The sequence below is a fragment of the Enterobacter cloacae complex sp. 2022EL-00788 genome, assembly GCF_026627565.1.
GTDB lineage: Bacteria > Pseudomonadota > Gammaproteobacteria > Enterobacterales > Enterobacteriaceae > Enterobacter > Enterobacter pasteurii.
Genome location: NZ_JAPNMC010000004.1, coordinates 305,487 through 321,056 on the forward strand (window position 1 = coordinate 305,487; position 15,570 = coordinate 321,056).

20 protein-coding genes are annotated in these 15,570 nt (G+C 55.1%); 9 read left to right on the forward strand and 11 right to left on the reverse strand.

Translation table 11 applies throughout. The features are described from left to right. Positions 1-32: 32 nt before the first annotated feature. From cgtA to rplU, 4 genes are all read right to left on the reverse strand, one after another. Positions 33-1,208, reverse strand: a complete 1,176-nt coding sequence (gene cgtA / locus OWK27_RS08435; protein ID WP_148418322.1) for an Obg family GTPase CgtA — start codon at positions 1,206-1,208, stop codon at positions 33-35. Then, entirely contained in the window at positions 1,205-2,179 is a 975-nt protein-coding gene (locus tag OWK27_RS08440) for a DMT family transporter (RefSeq protein ID WP_148418321.1), read from the reverse strand. Before OWK27_RS08440 ends, cgtA begins: the two co-directional genes overlap by 4 nt. A gap of 95 nt (positions 2,180-2,274) precedes the next feature. Further along, a complete protein-coding gene (gene rpmA / locus OWK27_RS08445) occupies positions 2,275-2,532 on the reverse strand; it encodes a 50S ribosomal protein L27 (protein WP_003861831.1) in 258 nt (85 codons plus the stop codon). Positions 2,533-2,551: 19 nt separating this feature from the next. Continuing rightward, positions 2,552-2,863, reverse strand: a complete 312-nt coding sequence (gene rplU, locus OWK27_RS08450) for a 50S ribosomal protein L21 (RefSeq protein ID WP_003025032.1) — start codon at positions 2,861-2,863, stop codon at positions 2,552-2,554. Positions 2,864-3,120: 257 nt separating this feature from the next. Here rplU and ispB point away from each other — a divergent pair, with 257 nt between their 5' ends. Together ispB and sfsB are read left to right on the forward strand one after the other, a co-directional pair. After that, positions 3,121-4,092, forward strand: coding sequence for an octaprenyl diphosphate synthase (gene ispB, locus OWK27_RS08455; RefSeq protein WP_148418320.1), 972 nt, complete (start codon positions 3,121-3,123; stop codon positions 4,090-4,092). 228 nt (positions 4,093-4,320) lie between these two features. After that, a complete protein-coding gene (gene sfsB, locus OWK27_RS08460; RefSeq protein WP_148418319.1) occupies positions 4,321-4,608 on the forward strand; it encodes a DNA-binding transcriptional regulator SfsB in 288 nt (95 codons plus the stop codon). Positions 4,609-4,671: 63 nt separating this feature from the next. Here sfsB and murA read toward each other — a convergent pair whose 3' ends face one another. From murA to mlaF, 7 genes are all read right to left on the reverse strand, one after another. Further along, complete coding sequence (gene murA / locus OWK27_RS08465) at positions 4,672-5,931, reverse strand: UDP-N-acetylglucosamine 1-carboxyvinyltransferase (RefSeq protein WP_006812128.1); 1,260 nt, start codon at positions 5,929-5,931, stop codon at positions 4,672-4,674. A 50-nt stretch (positions 5,932-5,981) separates the two neighbouring features. Continuing rightward, positions 5,982-6,236: a BolA family iron metabolism protein IbaG gene (gene ibaG, locus OWK27_RS08470; protein WP_003861840.1), complete on the reverse strand. Its 255-nt coding sequence runs from the start codon at positions 6,234-6,236 to the stop codon at positions 5,982-5,984. Between the two features lie 126 nt (positions 6,237-6,362). Continuing rightward, positions 6,363-6,656 (reverse strand): lipid asymmetry maintenance protein MlaB, encoded by a 294-nt coding sequence (mlaB, locus tag OWK27_RS08475; RefSeq protein WP_267590224.1) that lies wholly within the window; start codon positions 6,654-6,656, stop codon positions 6,363-6,365. Then, positions 6,656-7,291, reverse strand: a complete 636-nt coding sequence (gene mlaC / locus OWK27_RS08480) for a phospholipid-binding protein MlaC (RefSeq protein ID WP_148418317.1) — start codon at positions 7,289-7,291, stop codon at positions 6,656-6,658. The genes mlaB and mlaC overlap by 1 nt, the downstream gene beginning before the upstream one ends. A 15-nt stretch (positions 7,292-7,306) precedes the next feature. After that, on the reverse strand, positions 7,307-7,855 hold the full coding sequence (mlaD, locus tag OWK27_RS08485) for an outer membrane lipid asymmetry maintenance protein MlaD (RefSeq protein ID WP_148418316.1): 549 nt from the start codon (positions 7,853-7,855) through the stop codon (positions 7,307-7,309). Between the two features lie 4 nt (positions 7,856-7,859). Beyond that, positions 7,860-8,642: a lipid asymmetry maintenance ABC transporter permease subunit MlaE gene (gene mlaE, locus OWK27_RS08490; RefSeq protein WP_148418315.1), complete on the reverse strand. Its 783-nt coding sequence runs from the start codon at positions 8,640-8,642 to the stop codon at positions 7,860-7,862. A gap of 7 nt (positions 8,643-8,649) precedes the next feature. After that, a complete protein-coding gene (mlaF, locus tag OWK27_RS08495; RefSeq protein ID WP_148418314.1) occupies positions 8,650-9,462 on the reverse strand; it encodes a phospholipid ABC transporter ATP-binding protein MlaF in 813 nt (270 codons plus the stop codon). A 227-nt stretch (positions 9,463-9,689) separates the two neighbouring features. Here mlaF and OWK27_RS08500 point away from each other — a divergent pair, with 227 nt between their 5' ends. The 7 genes from OWK27_RS08500 to rpoN are packed head-to-tail and all read left to right on the forward strand — an operon-like array spanning position 9,690 to position 15,556. Beyond that, on the forward strand, positions 9,690-10,667 hold the full coding sequence (locus OWK27_RS08500; protein ID WP_193355878.1) for a calcium/sodium antiporter: 978 nt from the start codon (positions 9,690-9,692) through the stop codon (positions 10,665-10,667). A 13-nt stretch (positions 10,668-10,680) separates the two neighbouring features. After that, a complete protein-coding gene (gene kdsD / locus OWK27_RS08505; RefSeq protein ID WP_148418312.1) occupies positions 10,681-11,667 on the forward strand; it encodes an arabinose-5-phosphate isomerase KdsD in 987 nt (328 codons plus the stop codon). Positions 11,668-11,681: 14 nt separating this feature from the next. Further along, on the forward strand, positions 11,682-12,248 hold the full coding sequence (kdsC, locus tag OWK27_RS08510; protein WP_148418630.1) for a 3-deoxy-manno-octulosonate-8-phosphatase KdsC: 567 nt from the start codon (positions 11,682-11,684) through the stop codon (positions 12,246-12,248). Continuing rightward, positions 12,245-12,820 (forward strand): LPS export ABC transporter periplasmic protein LptC, encoded by a 576-nt coding sequence (gene lptC, locus OWK27_RS08515; RefSeq protein ID WP_267590225.1) that lies wholly within the window; start codon positions 12,245-12,247, stop codon positions 12,818-12,820. The genes kdsC and lptC overlap by 4 nt, the downstream gene beginning before the upstream one ends. Next, positions 12,789-13,343, forward strand: coding sequence for a lipopolysaccharide ABC transporter substrate-binding protein LptA (gene lptA, locus OWK27_RS08520; protein WP_063451030.1), 555 nt, complete (start codon positions 12,789-12,791; stop codon positions 13,341-13,343). Before lptC ends, lptA begins: the two co-directional genes overlap by 32 nt. Positions 13,344-13,349: 6 nt before the next feature. After that, entirely contained in the window at positions 13,350-14,075 is a 726-nt protein-coding gene (gene lptB / locus OWK27_RS08525) for an LPS export ABC transporter ATP-binding protein (RefSeq protein ID WP_148418310.1), read from the forward strand. A gap of 47 nt (positions 14,076-14,122) precedes the next feature. Next, positions 14,123-15,556: an RNA polymerase factor sigma-54 gene (gene rpoN, locus OWK27_RS08530; protein ID WP_148418309.1), complete on the forward strand. Its 1,434-nt coding sequence runs from the start codon at positions 14,123-14,125 to the stop codon at positions 15,554-15,556. Positions 15,557-15,570 lie beyond the last annotated feature (14 nt).

The following is a 15,570-nucleotide window of genomic DNA, read 5'->3' on the forward strand; positions in this document are numbered from 1 at the left end:
AAAAAGCCCCGTTAAGGGGCTTTATGCGGGATTTAGTGCTTGTAGATGAACTCGACGCCTTCTTCGTCGTCTTCATCCCAGTCGTCGTCCCAGTCTTCATCATCTTCTTCCGCTTCCAGCTCTTCGAGCTGCTGGCGGTGGTAGTCATCCCACATGAATTCGACTTTTTCCGGCTGTTTCGCTTCTTCCGCCTGAACCACCGGGTTTTCGATGATAAAGGTCATCACATCCCAGCAGAGATCCTTCACGCCAACCTGGCTCGCGGCAGAGATCAGATAGTACTTATCTTCCCAGCCCATCGCTTCAGCGATCGCTTTAGCTTTCGCTTCGGCTTCCGCTTTGTCCATCAGGTCGATCTTGTTGAAGACCAGCCAGCGTGGTTTATCCGCCAGCTTCTCACTGTATTTTTCCAGCTCGCCGATGATGATCCGGGCGTTTTCAACCGGATCGGAGCCGTCGATTGGATCGATATCAATGAGGTGCAGCAGGACGCGGCAGCGCTCAAGGTGCTTCAGGAAGCGAATACCCAGGCCAGCGCCTTCTGCTGCGCCTTCAATCAGACCCGGGATGTCAGCCACCACGAAGCTCTTCTCGTTATCCATACGGACAACGCCGAGGCTCGGCACCAGCGTCGTAAACGGATAGTCCGCCACTTTTGGTTTCGCAGCAGAGACAGCGCGGATAAACGTCGACTTACCGGCATTTGGCATACCCAGCATGCCCACGTCTGCCAGCAGCATCAGTTCCAGCTGCAGATCGCGCTTATCGCCCGGGGTACCCATTGTCTTTTGACGCGGGGTACGGTTAACGGAGGATTTGAAACGGCTGTTGCCCAGACCGTGCCAGCCGCCTTTCGCCACCATCAGGCGTTGACCGTGTTTGGTCATATCACCCATGGTTTCGCCCGTGCCCTGGTCGATCACACGCGTACCCACCGGCACTTTGATCGTCACGTCTTTACCGCGTTTACCGGTACAGTCGCGACTCTGGCCGTTCTGGCCACGCTCGGCGCGGAAAGATTTTTCGAAACGGTAGTCGATCAGCGTGTTGAGGTTCTCATCCGCCTCCAGCCACACGTCACCACCGTCTCCGCCGTCACCGCCGTCAGGGCCGCCACGAGGAATATATTTTTCACGGCGGAAGCTTACACAACCGTTACCGCCATCACCTGCCACGACCAGAATCGTCGCTTCATCAACAAACTTCATTTTACTCTCCGTAACTCATTCGCCTGAGCGGGGACCGCTTCATTTTTGCGCCAACGTCCCCAGAGACGATGACCAATGGCGGAATACATCGCGCCCGCAACCACGACAAACGCACCGAGATAGCCCAACAGGTTGAGCATCGGCTTGACGAAGACATCGGGCCAGGCCATTGATAACAAATCTGAAAATAACAGCGTAAACAGCGGGGTAAGCGTGATTAAGGCGCTCACCTGTGCTGCCTGCCAGCGCGCCATTGCTTCGGCCAGCGCGCCATAACCGACCAGCGTGTTAAGCCCACAAAAAATGAGACACGCCAGCTGCCAGTCGCTGAGCTGGGCGATAACACCCGGCTTCGCTAACGGCAATAATGCAAGTGTACACAAAGTGTACAGCAAAAAGAGGATCTGCTGTGAGGCAAGACGGCGCAATAACACCTTTTGCGCGACGCCATAACTCACCCAGACCGTTGCTGCACCCACCCCAAAAATCACACCCCAGGTGTAATCCGTCAGGCGGGTGAATATCTCGATCAGGCTGGTGTTAAAGAACATCACCAGACCGCAAAGCAGCATGCTTGCCCCGATAATCTGCGTCCCGCGCATCTTCTCCTTGAGGATGAATACGCTGGCGACCATCATGCCGACCGGTGAAAGCTGACCAATCACCTGTGACGCCGTGGGGCTAAGATATTGCAGGGAAGAGCTGAACAGGATGAAGTTACCGAACAGACCGCCCGTCGCGATAGCCAGTAACACCAGCCAGCGCGGCTTTCGGAAGATGCGCAGCGGTGGCAGCTTACCTTTGACAGCCAGAATGGCGCCCAGGCCGATGCTTGCCATCAGGAAGCGATAAAACACCACCGTAGGCGGCTCCATCACTTCCAGTACCTGCTTCATTGCAATTGGCAGCGCACCCCAGCACATTGCGGTGGTGAGCGCCAAAAGAATACCAATGCCGGCCTGCTGCTTCATGCCCGTTTTCCCTACAGAAAATTTTCCGGGTTTCCAATGTAAAAAGCCCCGCAACACGTTGCGGGGCTTTAATCCGTTACCGGACCGAGAAAACCTTACTCAGCAACGATGCTGATGTATTTACGGTTGTTCGGGCCTTTAACTTCAAATTTCACTTTACCGTCTGCTTTAGCAAACAGAGTGTGGTCACGACCGCAACCTACGTTAGTACCCGCGTGGAACTTGGTGCCACGCTGACGAACGATGATGCTACCCGCCAGAACGGATTCGCCACCGAAACGCTTAACGCCCAGGCGTTTAGCTTCTGAATCGCGACCGTTACGTGTGGAGCCGCCAGCCTTTTTATGTGCCATTTAAATCTCTCCTCAGGTCTTAGGCGCTGATGCCAGTAATTTTCACATCAGTGAACCACTGACGGTGGCCCTGCTGCTTACGATAGTGTTTACGACGACGAAACTTAACGATTTTAACTTTCTCGCCACGACCGTGAGCAACAACTTCAGCTTTGATAACGCCGCCATCAACGAAAGGAACGCCGATTTTGACTTCTTCACCGTTTGCGATCATCAGAACTTCAGCGAACTCAACAGATTCGCCAGTTGCGATGTCCAGCTTTTCCAGGCGAACGGTCTGACCTTCGCTTACTCGGTGTTGTTTACCACCACTTTGGAAAACCGCGTACATATAAACTCCGCTTCCGCGCACATCCTCGTATGATTCAGAGTGCGCTATAAATATTCACAATAGGGCGCGAATATTACGCAAAACGCGAGCCTTTGACAAGTGCTAGCATCAATACATGAAGAAAAAAAACACAACACGTACGGTAACGTTTATCTGCGCCGTTTTTTCAGTACAATCAGCAATACTATTTATAAACCGAAACCCTTTGTGAACCCATATCGTGTGGGATAAACAGGATAAAAAGCCCGGCTTTTGCGATGAATTTAGAAAAAATCAATGAGTTAACCGCGCAAGATATGGCGGGTGTAAATGCAGCAATCCTGGAGCAACTCAACTCTGACGTTCAGCTGATCAATCAGTTGGGCTATTACATCGTCAGCGGCGGCGGCAAACGCATTCGTCCGATGATTGCCATTCTGGCCGCTCGCGCGGTTGGCTATCAGGGAAATGCTCACGTCACGATCGCAGCGCTGATCGAATTTATCCACACCGCCACCCTGCTTCACGACGATGTTGTGGATGAGTCGGATATGCGCCGCGGTAAAGCCACCGCCAACGCGGCGTTTGGCAATGCGGCAAGCGTCCTGGTGGGGGATTTTATCTATACCCGCGCCTTCCAGATGATGACCAGCCTGGGCTCGCTGAAGGTGCTGGAAGTGATGTCAGAGGCTGTCAACGTTATTGCTGAGGGTGAAGTCCTGCAGCTGATGAACGTCAACGACCCGGACATCACCGAAGAAAACTACATGCGCGTGATTTACAGCAAAACCGCGCGCCTGTTTGAAGCGGCCGCGCAGTGCTCTGGCATTCTGGCAGGCTGTAGCGAAGCGGAGGAAAAAGGCCTTCAGGACTACGGCCGTTACCTCGGCACGGCGTTCCAGCTGATCGATGATCTGCTGGACTACAGCGCAGACGGCGAAACGCTCGGCAAAAACGTCGGTGATGACCTGAACGAAGGCAAACCAACGCTGCCGCTGCTCCACGCCATGCGCAATGGCACGCCGGAACAGGCGCAGATGATCCGTGAAGCAATCGAGCAGGGAAATGGTCGCCATCTTCTGGAACCAGTACTGGAAACAATGGCAATCTGCGGCTCGCTGGAATGGACGCGTCAGCGTGCTGAAGAAGAAGCGGATAAAGCCATCGCCGCGATTCAGGTGATCCCTGACAGCCCGTGGCGTGATGCGCTTATAGGCCTTGCTCACATCGCCGTTCAGCGCGATCGTTAATTCCTCCCTCCTCTCCCTGCGCCCCGCAGGGAGATTTTAGTATGCTCCAGTAAATTCCATATTCGTGTAAATTCATCCGGTTACAGGCCGCATGCATAAAGCCGTGCCTTATTCTGAATATTGCTTCTCGTAACATGAACTTTTTAAATCGCATGTTCGAAGTGGGTATAGTAATGCTGTCTTTTCACACGAAAAGGCGTGGACGATAACGAACACAAGGACAGCATTATGGATACAAAATTCATCGACTGGCATTCTGCTGACATTATTGCGGCGCTGCGTAAAAAAGGGACATCGCTGGCTGCCGAATCACGTCGTAATGGGTTGAGCTCGTCGACGCTGGCAAACGCGCTGACCCGCCCATGGCCAAAGGGGGAGCTGATTATCGCAACGGCGCTGGAAACGCATCCGTGGATAATCTGGCCGTCACGCTACCACGATCCCGTTACCCATGAATTTATCGACAGAACGCGCATGATGCGCCAGAGCAAAGTGAAGAAAGCACATCAGGACTGATGCACCCGGACTGACAGGAACAGCAATCCCCCGGCCTGGTCTGGCAGGGGGATGCCGGAAAGATTACTCGCCCTTCACACGCTCGATATTTGCACCCAGCGCGCGCAGTTTGTCTTCGATACGCTCGTAACCACGATCGATGTGGTAGATACGATCGACAACGGTAGTGCCTTCCGCAATGCAGCCTGCCAGTACCAGACTCGCAGACGCGCGCAGATCGGTCGCCATGACCTGCGCACCGGACAGTTTTTCAACGCCGTGACAGATTACCGTGTTGCTTTCGATTTCAGCATGCGCACCCATACGGATCAGTTCCGGTACGTGCATGAAACGGTTTTCGAAGATGGTTTCCGTGATAAAGCCCGTGCCTTCAGCCACCAGGTTCAGCAGGGTAAACTGCGCCTGCATGTCCGTCGGGAATGCCGGGTGTGGCGCAGTGCGCACATTAACGGCTTTAGGACGCTGGCCATGCATGTCCAGGCTGATCCAGTCTTCACCGATTTCAATATCCGCACCCGCATCGCGCAGCTTCGCCAGCACCGCATCCAGGGTATCAGGCTGTGCATTGCGGCAGACAATTTTACCGCCAGAAATAGCCGCGGCCACCAGGAAGGTACCGGTTTCGATACGGTCTGGCAGTACGCGATACACGCCGCCACCCAGACGCTCAACGCCTTCGATGGTAATGCGGTCAGTACCCTGTCCGCTAATTTTCGCACCCAGCGCCACCAGGAAGTTCGCGGTATCAACGATTTCCGGCTCGCGAGCGGCGTTTTCGATGATGGTGGTACCTTCCGCCAGCGTAGCAGCCGACATGATGGTGACCGTTGCGCCCACGCTCACCTTGTCCATGACAATGTGCGCGCCTTTCAGACGGCCATTCACGGACGCCTTAACGTAACCCTCTTCCAGCTTGATCTCTGCGCCCAGCTTTTCCAGGCCGAAGATGTGCAGATCGACCGGACGCGCGCCGATGGCACAACCGCCCGGCAGAGAAACCTGTCCCTGACCGAAACGTGCCACCAGCGGGCCAAGCGCCCAGATGGATGCGCGCATGGTTTTCACCAGCTCATACGGTGCTGAGAAGTTGTTCACGTTGCTGGCATCGATCCAGACGGAACCGTTACGCTCCACTTTGGTGCCCAACTGGCCGAGCAACTTCATGGTCGTGTCGATATCTTTCAGCTTCGGTACGTTCTGGATCTCTACCGGCTCTTCTGCGAGCAGCGCAGCGAAAAGAATGGGCAGCGCGGCGTTTTTAGCGCCAGAAATTGTGACTTCGCCCTGGAGACGCGTTGGCCCCTGTACACGAAATTTATCCATCGTTTGCTCTCTTATAAATTCAACCGTGCTGCGGGCGTTTCGCCCTCAGCTCAAAAACCGTTTAGTTTGCGATCGCGGGCCCACTCCTGTGGGGTGAACGCTTTAATCGACAGGGCGTGGATGCGGTTATCCGCAATATATTCCATCAGCGGCGCGTACACAGCCTGCTGTTTCTTCACGCGACTCATTCCGTCGAACATCTCACCCACAGCAATAACCTGGAAGTGACTGCCATCGCCGGAGACGTGGGCTTCCTGAAGGGAGAGTGCATTCATCAGCACAGTCTGGATTTCATTATTTTCCATGGGGTCTACATCATCTGATAGTGAAAACAAGCCCAACATCTTAGAGCAAAGTGACGCGGTCTTAAACAAGCAAAAAGCCCCGACGAGTAAACTGACGGGGCTTTCGGAAGTAACGTACTGAAAAAGTTAGCGAGGTAATACGTCCTCAGGCAAATTGTAAAGCTTTGCAAGGGTAACGACGTTATCGCTTACCCCCGCCAGGGTAACGTTGCTCCCCTGCTTCTTACCCGTGGCAACCAGGTGCGCCAGCAGGGCAATCCCGGCGGTATCCACCCGCGTTACGCCATGTAAGTCAATCCGCGTCACGCCCTGCATCGCGTTATGGCGAGCCTCCCACAGCGGGTTAAGCAGATCCTGATCCAGCTCCCCCATCAGCGCCAGCGTCTCGCCGTCGCGCGCCCAGCTAAGTTGCTGCGACATTACTTCTTCTCGTCCAGCGTAATTTTCTGACGAGAGATAGACTGAAGCTGTGCAGTCAGGCCATCAATGCCTTTGGTGCGCAGCAGATCGCTCCACTCGTTCTGTTTAGTGGTGATCATGCTGACGCCTTCGGCGATCATGTCGTACGCCTGCCAGTTTCCGGTCTGGCTGTTCTTACGCCACTGGAAGTCCAGACGAACCGGTGGGCGACCGTTTGGATCGACGATCGTCACGCGGATAGGAATGATGGTGGCATCGCCCAGCGGCTGTTCAGGGGCAATCTGATAGGTCTGGCCGTGGTACATCGCCAGCGCCTGGCCGTAAGCCTGCTTCAGGTATTCACGGAACGCGGCAAAGTAAGCCTCACGCTGCGCCGGGGTCGCATCTTTGTAGTAACGGCCCAGCACCAGCGCGCCGGCATATTTGATCTGCACGTACGGCAGCAGCTCCTGGTCTACCACATCGCGCAGATAGTCAGGGTTAGAGCGGATTTTAGGCTGTTCATTTTTAAGACGGTCGAAGGTTTTCTTCGCGGCCTCATTCATCAGCTTGTACGGATTGCTCTGATCCGCAGCGTGCGCCGCGGTAAGAGGGGCAATAACCAGCATGGCAACCATTAACAGTCGTTTAAACATGGACTTCTCCTGAAATTAATTCGTCGCGCCTGGCGTCGGTTCGACGTTGGTGTGGTCTTCACTCTGCGCAGGGGCATCGTCAGACTTTTTATCATCCCCTTTACTGTTGTAAAGGAACTGACCAATCATATCTTCCAGCACCATCGCTGACTTGGTATCCTGGATTACGCTACCGTCTTTAAGGATAGTCGTTCCCAGCTCAGGATCTTCAAAACCAACGTTAAGGGCCAGGTATTGCTCCCCCAGCAGGCCGGAAGTGCGGATGGAAAGCGAGCTGGTGTCCGGAATGTGGTTGTAGCGCTCTTCAATATCCATCGCGACGCGCGGCAGATAGGTTTTCTCATCCAGCGTAATGTCTGAGACCCGGCCGATAACGACGCCACCAATACGAACCGGTGAGCGCGCCTTCAGGCCGCCGATGTTATCGAAGGTCGCGTAGATGCGGTACGTCGGCTCGGTGCGGACAGAGGTAATGTCCGCCGCACGCAGGCAGATAAACAGCGCGGCCAGCAGCGCCAGAAGCAGAAACACGCCGACCCAAATTTCATTTTTTCTCGTTTGCATGAACTCAATTCCCAAACATCAGTGCGGTGAGCACAAAATCCAGACCCAAAACGGCCAGCGACGAATGTACGACAGTACGTGTCGTTGCACGGCTAATGCCCGCCGACGTTGGAATGGCATCATAACCGTTAAACAACGCAATCCAGGTAACCGTCACAGCGAAAACCACGCTCTTGATCAGACAGTTAATCAAGTCCATCCGCAGGTCGATGGCGTCCTGCATGGCAGACCAGAAGAATCCGGCGTCAATCCCTTTCCAGTTAACGCCAACCAGCGCGCCTCCCCAGATACCTACCGCCACAAAGAGGATAGTCAGTAACGGTAAGGAGATTACCCCGGCCCAGAAGCGCGGTGAAATGACCCGGCGCAGCGGATCGACCGCCATCATCTCCATGCTGGAGAGCTGCTCGGTTGCGCGCATCAGGCCGATTTCCGCCGTCAGCGCCGACCCGGCACGTCCGGCGAACAGCAGCGCGGCCACGACCGGCCCAAGCTCACGCAGCAGCGAGAGCGCCACCAGCATGCCAAGGCTGGTTTCCGCGCTGTAGGTAGTCAGCACCAGATACCCCTGCAACCCCAGCACCATGCCGATAAACAGGCCCGACACGATGATGATAAGCATCGACAAAACGCCGACGTTATAAAGCTGCCGCACCAGCAACGGCGCGTGCTTGCGGAACTCCGGCTTGCCCACCAGCGCGTTGAACAACATTAATCCGGCACGCCCGAACGTACTGATGGTTTTTAGGCCACGGTGTCCAAGACCAGCCAACGCATTTAACAGCATGAGTGGCTTAACTCCCTATTCCCAGTAAATCGTCATGATAGTCACCCGCCGGATAGCGGAAAGGCACAGGCCCGTCCGCGATACCGTCCAGGAACTGCCGCACGCGCGGATCGCCATTCTCCTGCAACGCCTGGGCGCTGCCGTGGGCGACGATCTTTTTATCAGCCACAATGTAGGCGTAATCAGCAATGCTCAGCACTTCCGGCACGTCGTGAGAAACCACCACGCAGGTGACGCCAAGGGCGCTGTTCAGCTCTGAAATTAACTTCACCAGCACGCCCATGGTGATAGGGTCCTGCCCGACGAACGGTTCGTCGAACATGATGAGATCGGGTTCCAGTGCAATAGCGCGCGCCAGCGCGGCGCGGCGCGCCATCCCACCCGAGAGTTCAGACGGCATAAGCTTCGCAGCGCCCCGCAGCCCCACGGCTTCAAGCTTCATCATCACCGTGCTTTGCAGCAGCGCAGGCGGAAGATGGGTGTGCTCGCGCAATGGATAGGCCACGTTGTCAAAAACGTTCATGTCAGTAAACAGCGCGCCCGACTGAAAGAGCATGCTCATTCGTTTGCGAACCGTGTAGAGGCGCGAGCGAGACATCTCCGGGACGTTTTCGCCGTCGAAGAGGATTTCGCCGCTATCAGGAGGGATTTGCCCACCGATAAGACGCAGCAACGTCGTTTTACCGATCCCTGACGGCCCCATGATGGCGGTGATTTTACCACGCGGCACGGTCAGCGAAATATCATCAAATATTAACCGGTTGCCGCGAGAAAAACTGACGCCCCGGACATCGACTATATTCGCCATCGTTTGGCTCATTTATGGTTCCTTTCTTACCTTGCTTCACGGCTGGCATGAAGCGTAAATCAGCCCTAAACCCCGCATTTTTACAGAATATTCGCTATTGGGGTTAGCTAAAGCTGGCATTTGTTTTACTTTTCCGGCGCATAAAGTCAAAATTAGGAATTCGTTACGTCTCAGACTTCATCTGGCGCCAATATTCGTGCGCAGTGGACCAGCGAGTATACCTGAAGAAAGGACTTTTGATGCTTTTAGCAACAGCACTGTTAATAATTGGTTTACTGTTGGTGGTCTACAGTGCTGACCGTTTGGTCTTTGCCGCATCAATTCTCTGTCGACTCATCGGCATGCCGCCCATCATTATTGGGATGACGGTGGTTAGTGTAGGCACTTCGCTTCCTGAAATCATCGTTTCTGTTTCAGCATCGCTGCATGGCCAGGTCGACCTCGCTATTGGTACCGCGATTGGCTCTAACATCGTCAATATATTACTGATTTTAGGCTTAGCCGCATTACTCCATCCATTTCGCGTGCATTCTGATGTTTTGCGCCGCGAATTGCCGCTAATGTTGGTCGTCAGTCTGCTGGCAGGCTGCGTGCTTTACGACGGGGTACTGAGCGTCGGAGACGGTATATTCCTCCTCGCCCTGGCCGGGATCTGGTTACTTTATAGCGTTAAAATCGCTCGCCTGGCGGAAAAACAGGGCAACGATAGCCTCACGCGTGAGCATCTCGCCGAGCTGCCCCGGGAGGGCACCTTACCCGTCGCCCTGCTGTGGCTGGGCGTGGCGCTGATCATCATGCCGATGGCCACGCGGATGGTCGTCGACAACGCGACGGTGCTGGCGAACGCGTTTGCGATGAGCGAACTGACAATCGGTCTGACGGTGATTGCCATCGGCACCAGCCTGCCCGAGCTGGCCACCGCCATCGCCGGAGCGCGTAAAGGGGAAGATGATATCGCCATCGGCAATATTATCGGCTCGAATATTTTCAATATCGCGATCGTGACGGGGCTGCCGGCGCTAATCTCGCCGGGGCCGTTTAACCCGATGGTCTTCACGCGCGATTACGGTGTGATGCTGCTGGTCAGCGTAATTTTCGCCCTGCTCTGCTGGCGGCGAAAAGAGCAGATTGGCAAGGGCGCAGGCGCGCTGCTGACGGGTGGATTTATCGTATGGATGGCGATGCTGTACTGGCTCTCGCCTCTTCTCTCTGGGTAAACGGAAACGCATTATGTCGCAAATAGAATTGCAGCCGGGTTTTGACTTTCAGAAAGCAGGCAAAGACGTTCTGGAGATTGAACGTGAAGGTCTGGCGCAGTTAGATCAGTACATTAATCAGGATTTTAGTCTGGCCTGTGAGAAGATGTTCTACTGTGCCGGTAAAGTCGTGGTGATGGGGATGGGTAAGTCCGGCCATATTGGGCGCAAGATGGCGGCGACGTTTGCCAGTACCGGCACCTCGTCATTCTTCGTGCACCCGGGTGAGGCGGCGCACGGTGATCTGGGCATGGTGACGCCGCAGGACGTGGTTATCGCCCTGTCCAACTCCGGGGAATCGAATGAAATCCTGGCGCTGATCCCGGTGCTCAAGCGCCTTCAGGTGCCGCTGATTTGCATGACCAGCCGCCCGGAAAGCAGCATGGCCCGCGCGGCGGATATCCACCTTTGCGTGAAGGTGCCTAAAGAAGCGTGTCCGCTGGGGCTGGCGCCTACCTCCAGTACGACCGCCGCGCTGGTGATGGGCGATGCCCTTGCCGTTGCGCTGCTGGAAGCCCGGGGCTTCACGCCAGAAGATTTCGCCCTTTCTCACCCTGGCGGCGCGCTCGGGCGCAAACTGCTGCTGCGGGTTAACGATATTATGCACACCGGCGATGAAATCCCGCACGTCAGCAAAGAGGCCTCTCTGCGCGATGCGTTACTGGAGATCACCCGTAAAAATCTGGGCATGACGGTAATCTGCGACGATCTGATGAAGATTCAGGGCATCTTCACCGACGGTGACCTGCGCCGGGTGTTCGATATGGGAGTGGATGTTCGCACGCTGGGCATCGCTGATGTGATGACGCCAGGCGGCATCCGCGTCCGTCCGGGCACGCTGGCGGTAGATGTGCTGAACCTGATGCAGTCCCGCCATATTACCTCAGTGATGGTTGCCGATGGCGACCAACTGCTGGGTGTGGTACATATGCATGATCTGCTGCGCGCAGGCGTAGTGTAATGAAGGATAAGACAATGAGTAATGCGGGTGCATCCCTTGCAACCTGTTATGGCCCGGTGAGCGCCCACATGATGGCAAAGGCGGAAAATATCCGTCTGCTGATCCTCGATGTGGACGGCGTGCTCTCCGACGGTCTGATTTATATGGGCAATAACGGCGAAGAGCTGAAAGCCTTTAACGTTCGTGACGGTTACGGTATCCGCTGTGCGCTCACCTCCGGCATTGACGTGGCGATCATCACCGGGCGGAAGGCTAAACTGGTAGAGGATCGGTGTGAAACGCTGGGCATTACTCATCTCTATCAGGGGCAATCTGATAAGATGGTTGCCTTCCGGGACCTGCTGGGAAAACTGGCTATTGCGCCAGAGAATGTGGCGTACGTCGGGGATGATTTGATCGACTGGCCGGTAATGGCGGAGGTCGGTCTGAGCATCGCCGTGGCTGACGCGCACCCGCTGCTGATCCCGCGTGCTGATTATGTTACCCATATTCAGGGTGGCCGTGGTGCCGTCCGTGAAGTCTGCGATCTGCTTCTGCTGGCGCAGGGCAAGCTTGATGAGGCGAAAGGGCAATCGATATGAGTAAAACCAGACGTTGGGTTATCATTCTGCTTTCGCTTGCCGTCCTGGTACTGATTGGCGTGAACCTCGCCGACCGCGATGATGCGCAAACGGACGTGGTCAACACGAGTGACCCTACCTACAAAAGCGATCACAGCGATACCGTGGTCTATAGCCCTGAAGGCGCGCTGAACTATCGCCTGATTGCTCAGCATGTAGAATATTTTTCAGATGACGGCACCTCGTGGTTTACCCAGCCGGTCCTGACCACCTTTGATACGGACAAAGTGCCGACGTGGTCAATCAAGTCTGACCGGGCAAAACTGACGAATGACCGTATGCTCTATCTGTATGGTCACGTTGAAGTCAACGCCCTGACTGCGGACGCTCAGTTGCGCAAAATTACGACGGATAACGCCCAGATCAACCTGGTCACCCAGGATGTCACGTCGCAGGATTTAGTCACCCTGTATGGCACAACATTTAATTCCAGCGGTCTAAGAATGCGCGGGAACTTACGCAGCAAAAACGCCGAGCTGATTGAAAAGGTTAGAACCTCCTATGAAATTCAAAACAAACAAACTCAGCCTTAAAGTTGTTATCGCCAGCGCGCTGCTGGCGGCCAGTCTTCCCGCGCTTGCTGTGACTGGCGATACCGAACAGCCGATTCATATTGAATCTGATACGCAGTCTCTGGATATGCAGGGTAACGTCGTCACCTTCACCGGCAACGTCGTTGTGACCCAGGGCACCATTAAAATCAATGCCGACAAAGTTGTCGTGACCCGTCCGGGCGGCGAGCAGGGCAAAGAAATTATTGATGGTTATGGTAATCCGGCCACCTTCTACCAGATGCAGGATAACGGCAAGCCGGTAAAAGGCCATGCCTCGCATATGCACTATGAACTGGCGAAGGATCTGGTCATCCTCACCGGTAATGCTTATCTGGAACAGCTGGACAGCAATATCAAAGGCGACAAGATCACCTATCTGGTGAAAGAGCAGAAAATGCAGGCCTCCAGCGAGAAAGGCAAACGCGTCACCACCGTGCTTGTTCCTTCGCAGTTGCAGGACAAAAACAACGGTCAGGCTCCGGCACAGAAAAAGAGTAACTAATTCGCTATGGCAACATTAACTGCAAAAAACCTCGCGAAAGCGTATAAGGGCCGCCGCGTCGTCGAAGATGTCAGTCTGACCGTCAACTCCGGCGAAATTGTGGGTTTGCTTGGTCCTAACGGTGCGGGCAAGACCACCACCTTCTACATGGTGGTAGGCATTGTTCCGCGTGACGCCGGCAACATCATTATCGATGATGAAGACATCAGCCTGCTGCCGCTGCATGCCCGCGCGCGCCGCGGCATCGGCTATCTTCCTCAGGAAGCATCCATTTTCCGCCGCTTAAGCGTCTTCGATAACCTGATGGCCGTGTTGCAGATCCGTGACGATCTGACCAACGAGCAGCGCACTGACCGTGCGAACGAGCTGATGGAAGAGTTCCATATCGAACACCTGCGCGATAGCCTCGGTCAGGCGCTGTCTGGCGGTGAACGCCGTCGCGTCGAGATTGCGCGCGCGCTGGCAGCAAACCCGAAATTCATCCTGCTGGATGAACCTTTTGCGGGCGTTGACCCCATCTCCGTTATTGATATCAAACGCATCATTGAGCATCTGCGCGACAGCGGGCTTGGCGTACTGATCACGGACCACAACGTTCGTGAAACGCTGGCCGTCTGCGAGCGCGCCTACATCGTGAGCCAGGGCCATCTGATTGCCCACGGTACGCCGCAGCAAATCCTCGAAGATGAGCATGTTAAGCGCGTGTACCTTGGGGAAGACTTCAGACTCTGATAGGGTAGAGGTTAAATCACGCCGAACCGGAGAAAAACGCGCTGAACATGAAGCAAGGTTTGCAATTAAGGCTCAGCCAGCAACTGGCAATGACGCCGCAGCTACAGCAGGCGATCCGTCTGTTGCAGTTGTCCACGTTAGAACTCCAGCAGGAGCTCCAGCAAGCGCTGGACAGCAATCCGCTGCTGGAGCAAACCGATCTTCATGACGAGGTAGATACCCAGCAAACGCAGGACACTGAAACGCTCGATACCGTCGACGCGCTCGAACAAAAAGAGATGCCGGACGAGCTGCCGCTGGACGCCAGCTGGGATGAAATCTACACCGCAGGCACTCCTTCCGGTACGCGTGCAGACTATCAGGACGATGAACTTCCGGTCTATCAGGGCGAAACCACCCAGTCACTTCAGGACTACCTGATGTGGCAGGTAGAGCTGACCCCTTTCTCCGATACCGATCGCGCGATTGCCACCTCGATTGTCGATGCCGTTGACGACACGGGCTATTTGACCGTGACGCTGGACGACATTCTTGAAAGCATCGGCGACGACGAGATTGAACTGGAAGAGATCGAAGCCGTTCTGAAACGCGTTCAGCGTTTCGACCCGATTGGCGTCGCCGCAAAAGATCTGCGCGACTGCCTTCTGATCCAGCTCTCGCAGTTTGCCAAAGAGACGCCGTGGATTGACGAAGCGCGGCTCATTATCAGCGATCATCTGGATCTGCTGGCGAATCACGACTTCCGCACGCTGATGCGCGTCACGCGCCTGAAAGAAGAGGTGCTGAAGGAAGCGGTGAACCTGATCCAGTCGCTCGATCCGCGTCCGGGGCAGTCGATTCAGACCAGCGAGCCAGAGTATGTCATTCCTGATGTGCTGGTGAGAAAACACAACGGCCGCTGGGTCGTTGAACTGAACTCCGACAGTATTCCTCGCCTGCAAATCAACCAGCAGTACGCCTCCATGTGCACCAGCGCGCGTAACGATGCCGATAATCAGTACATCCGCAGCAACCTGCAGGAAGCACGCTGGCTGATAAAGAGTCTGGAGAGCCGTAACGACACGCTGCTGCGCGTCAGCCGCTGTATTGTTGAACAACAGCAGGCCTTCTTTGAACAGGGCGAAGAGTTTATGAAACCGATGGTGCTGGCCGACATCGCCCAGGCCGTCGAGATGCATGAATCAACCATTTCCCGCGTGACCACGCAAAAGTATCTGCACAGTCCACGCGGCATTTTTGAGCTTAAGTATTTCTTCTCCAGCCACGTGAGTACCGAAGGCGGCGGCGAAGCCTCGTCAACGGCCATTCGCGCACTGGTGAAGAAGTTGATCGCCGCGGAGAACCCCGCGAAGCCACTAAGTGACAGTAAGTTAACCACCATGCTGTCCGATCAGGGTATCATGGTGGCACGTCGTACTGTCGCGAAGTATCGAGAGTCTTTATCCATTCCGCCGTCTAACCAGCGTAAACAACTGGTTTGACACAACCGATAAGG

What these genes read in the sequence shown, in the direction of transcription:
- cgtA (WP_148418322.1), bottom strand. Translation starts at nt 1,208, where the DNA reads ATGAAGTTTGTTGATGAAGCGACGATTCTGGTCGTGGCAGGTGATGGC.
- OWK27_RS08440 (WP_148418321.1), bottom strand. Translation starts at nt 2,179, where the DNA reads ATGAAGCAGCAGGCCGGCATTGGTATTCTTTTGGCGCTCACCACCGCA.
- rpmA (WP_003861831.1), bottom strand. Translation starts at nt 2,532, where the DNA reads ATGGCACATAAAAAGGCTGGCGGCTCCACACGTAACGGTCGCGATTCA.
- rplU (WP_003025032.1), bottom strand. Translation starts at nt 2,863, where the DNA reads ATGTACGCGGTTTTCCAAAGTGGTGGTAAACAACACCGAGTAAGCGAA.
- ispB (WP_148418320.1), top strand. Translation starts at nt 3,121, where the DNA reads ATGAATTTAGAAAAAATCAATGAGTTAACCGCGCAAGATATGGCGGGT.
- sfsB (WP_148418319.1), top strand. Translation starts at nt 4,321, where the DNA reads ATGGATACAAAATTCATCGACTGGCATTCTGCTGACATTATTGCGGCG.
- murA (WP_006812128.1), bottom strand. Translation starts at nt 5,931, where the DNA reads ATGGATAAATTTCGTGTACAGGGGCCAACGCGTCTCCAGGGCGAAGTC.
- ibaG (WP_003861840.1), bottom strand. Translation starts at nt 6,236, where the DNA reads ATGGAAAATAATGAAATCCAGACTGTGCTGATGAATGCACTCTCCCTT.
- mlaB (WP_267590224.1), bottom strand. Translation starts at nt 6,656, where the DNA reads ATGTCGCAGCAACTTAGCTGGGCGCGCGACGGCGAGACGCTGGCGCTG.
- mlaC (WP_148418317.1), bottom strand. Translation starts at nt 7,291, where the DNA reads ATGTTTAAACGACTGTTAATGGTTGCCATGCTGGTTATTGCCCCTCTT.
- mlaD (WP_148418316.1), bottom strand. Translation starts at nt 7,855, where the DNA reads ATGCAAACGAGAAAAAATGAAATTTGGGTCGGCGTGTTTCTGCTTCTG.
- mlaE (WP_148418315.1), bottom strand. Translation starts at nt 8,642, where the DNA reads ATGCTGTTAAATGCGTTGGCTGGTCTTGGACACCGTGGCCTAAAAACC.
- mlaF (WP_148418314.1), bottom strand. Translation starts at nt 9,462, where the DNA reads ATGAGCCAAACGATGGCGAATATAGTCGATGTCCGGGGCGTCAGTTTT.
- OWK27_RS08500 (WP_193355878.1), top strand. Translation starts at nt 9,690, where the DNA reads ATGCTTTTAGCAACAGCACTGTTAATAATTGGTTTACTGTTGGTGGTC.
- kdsD (WP_148418312.1), top strand. Translation starts at nt 10,681, where the DNA reads ATGTCGCAAATAGAATTGCAGCCGGGTTTTGACTTTCAGAAAGCAGGC.
- kdsC (WP_148418630.1), top strand. Translation starts at nt 11,682, where the DNA reads ATGAGTAATGCGGGTGCATCCCTTGCAACCTGTTATGGCCCGGTGAGC.
- lptC (WP_267590225.1), top strand. Translation starts at nt 12,245, where the DNA reads ATGAGTAAAACCAGACGTTGGGTTATCATTCTGCTTTCGCTTGCCGTC.
- lptA (WP_063451030.1), top strand. Translation starts at nt 12,789, where the DNA reads ATGAAATTCAAAACAAACAAACTCAGCCTTAAAGTTGTTATCGCCAGC.
- lptB (WP_148418310.1), top strand. Translation starts at nt 13,350, where the DNA reads ATGGCAACATTAACTGCAAAAAACCTCGCGAAAGCGTATAAGGGCCGC.
- rpoN (WP_148418309.1), top strand. Translation starts at nt 14,123, where the DNA reads ATGAAGCAAGGTTTGCAATTAAGGCTCAGCCAGCAACTGGCAATGACG.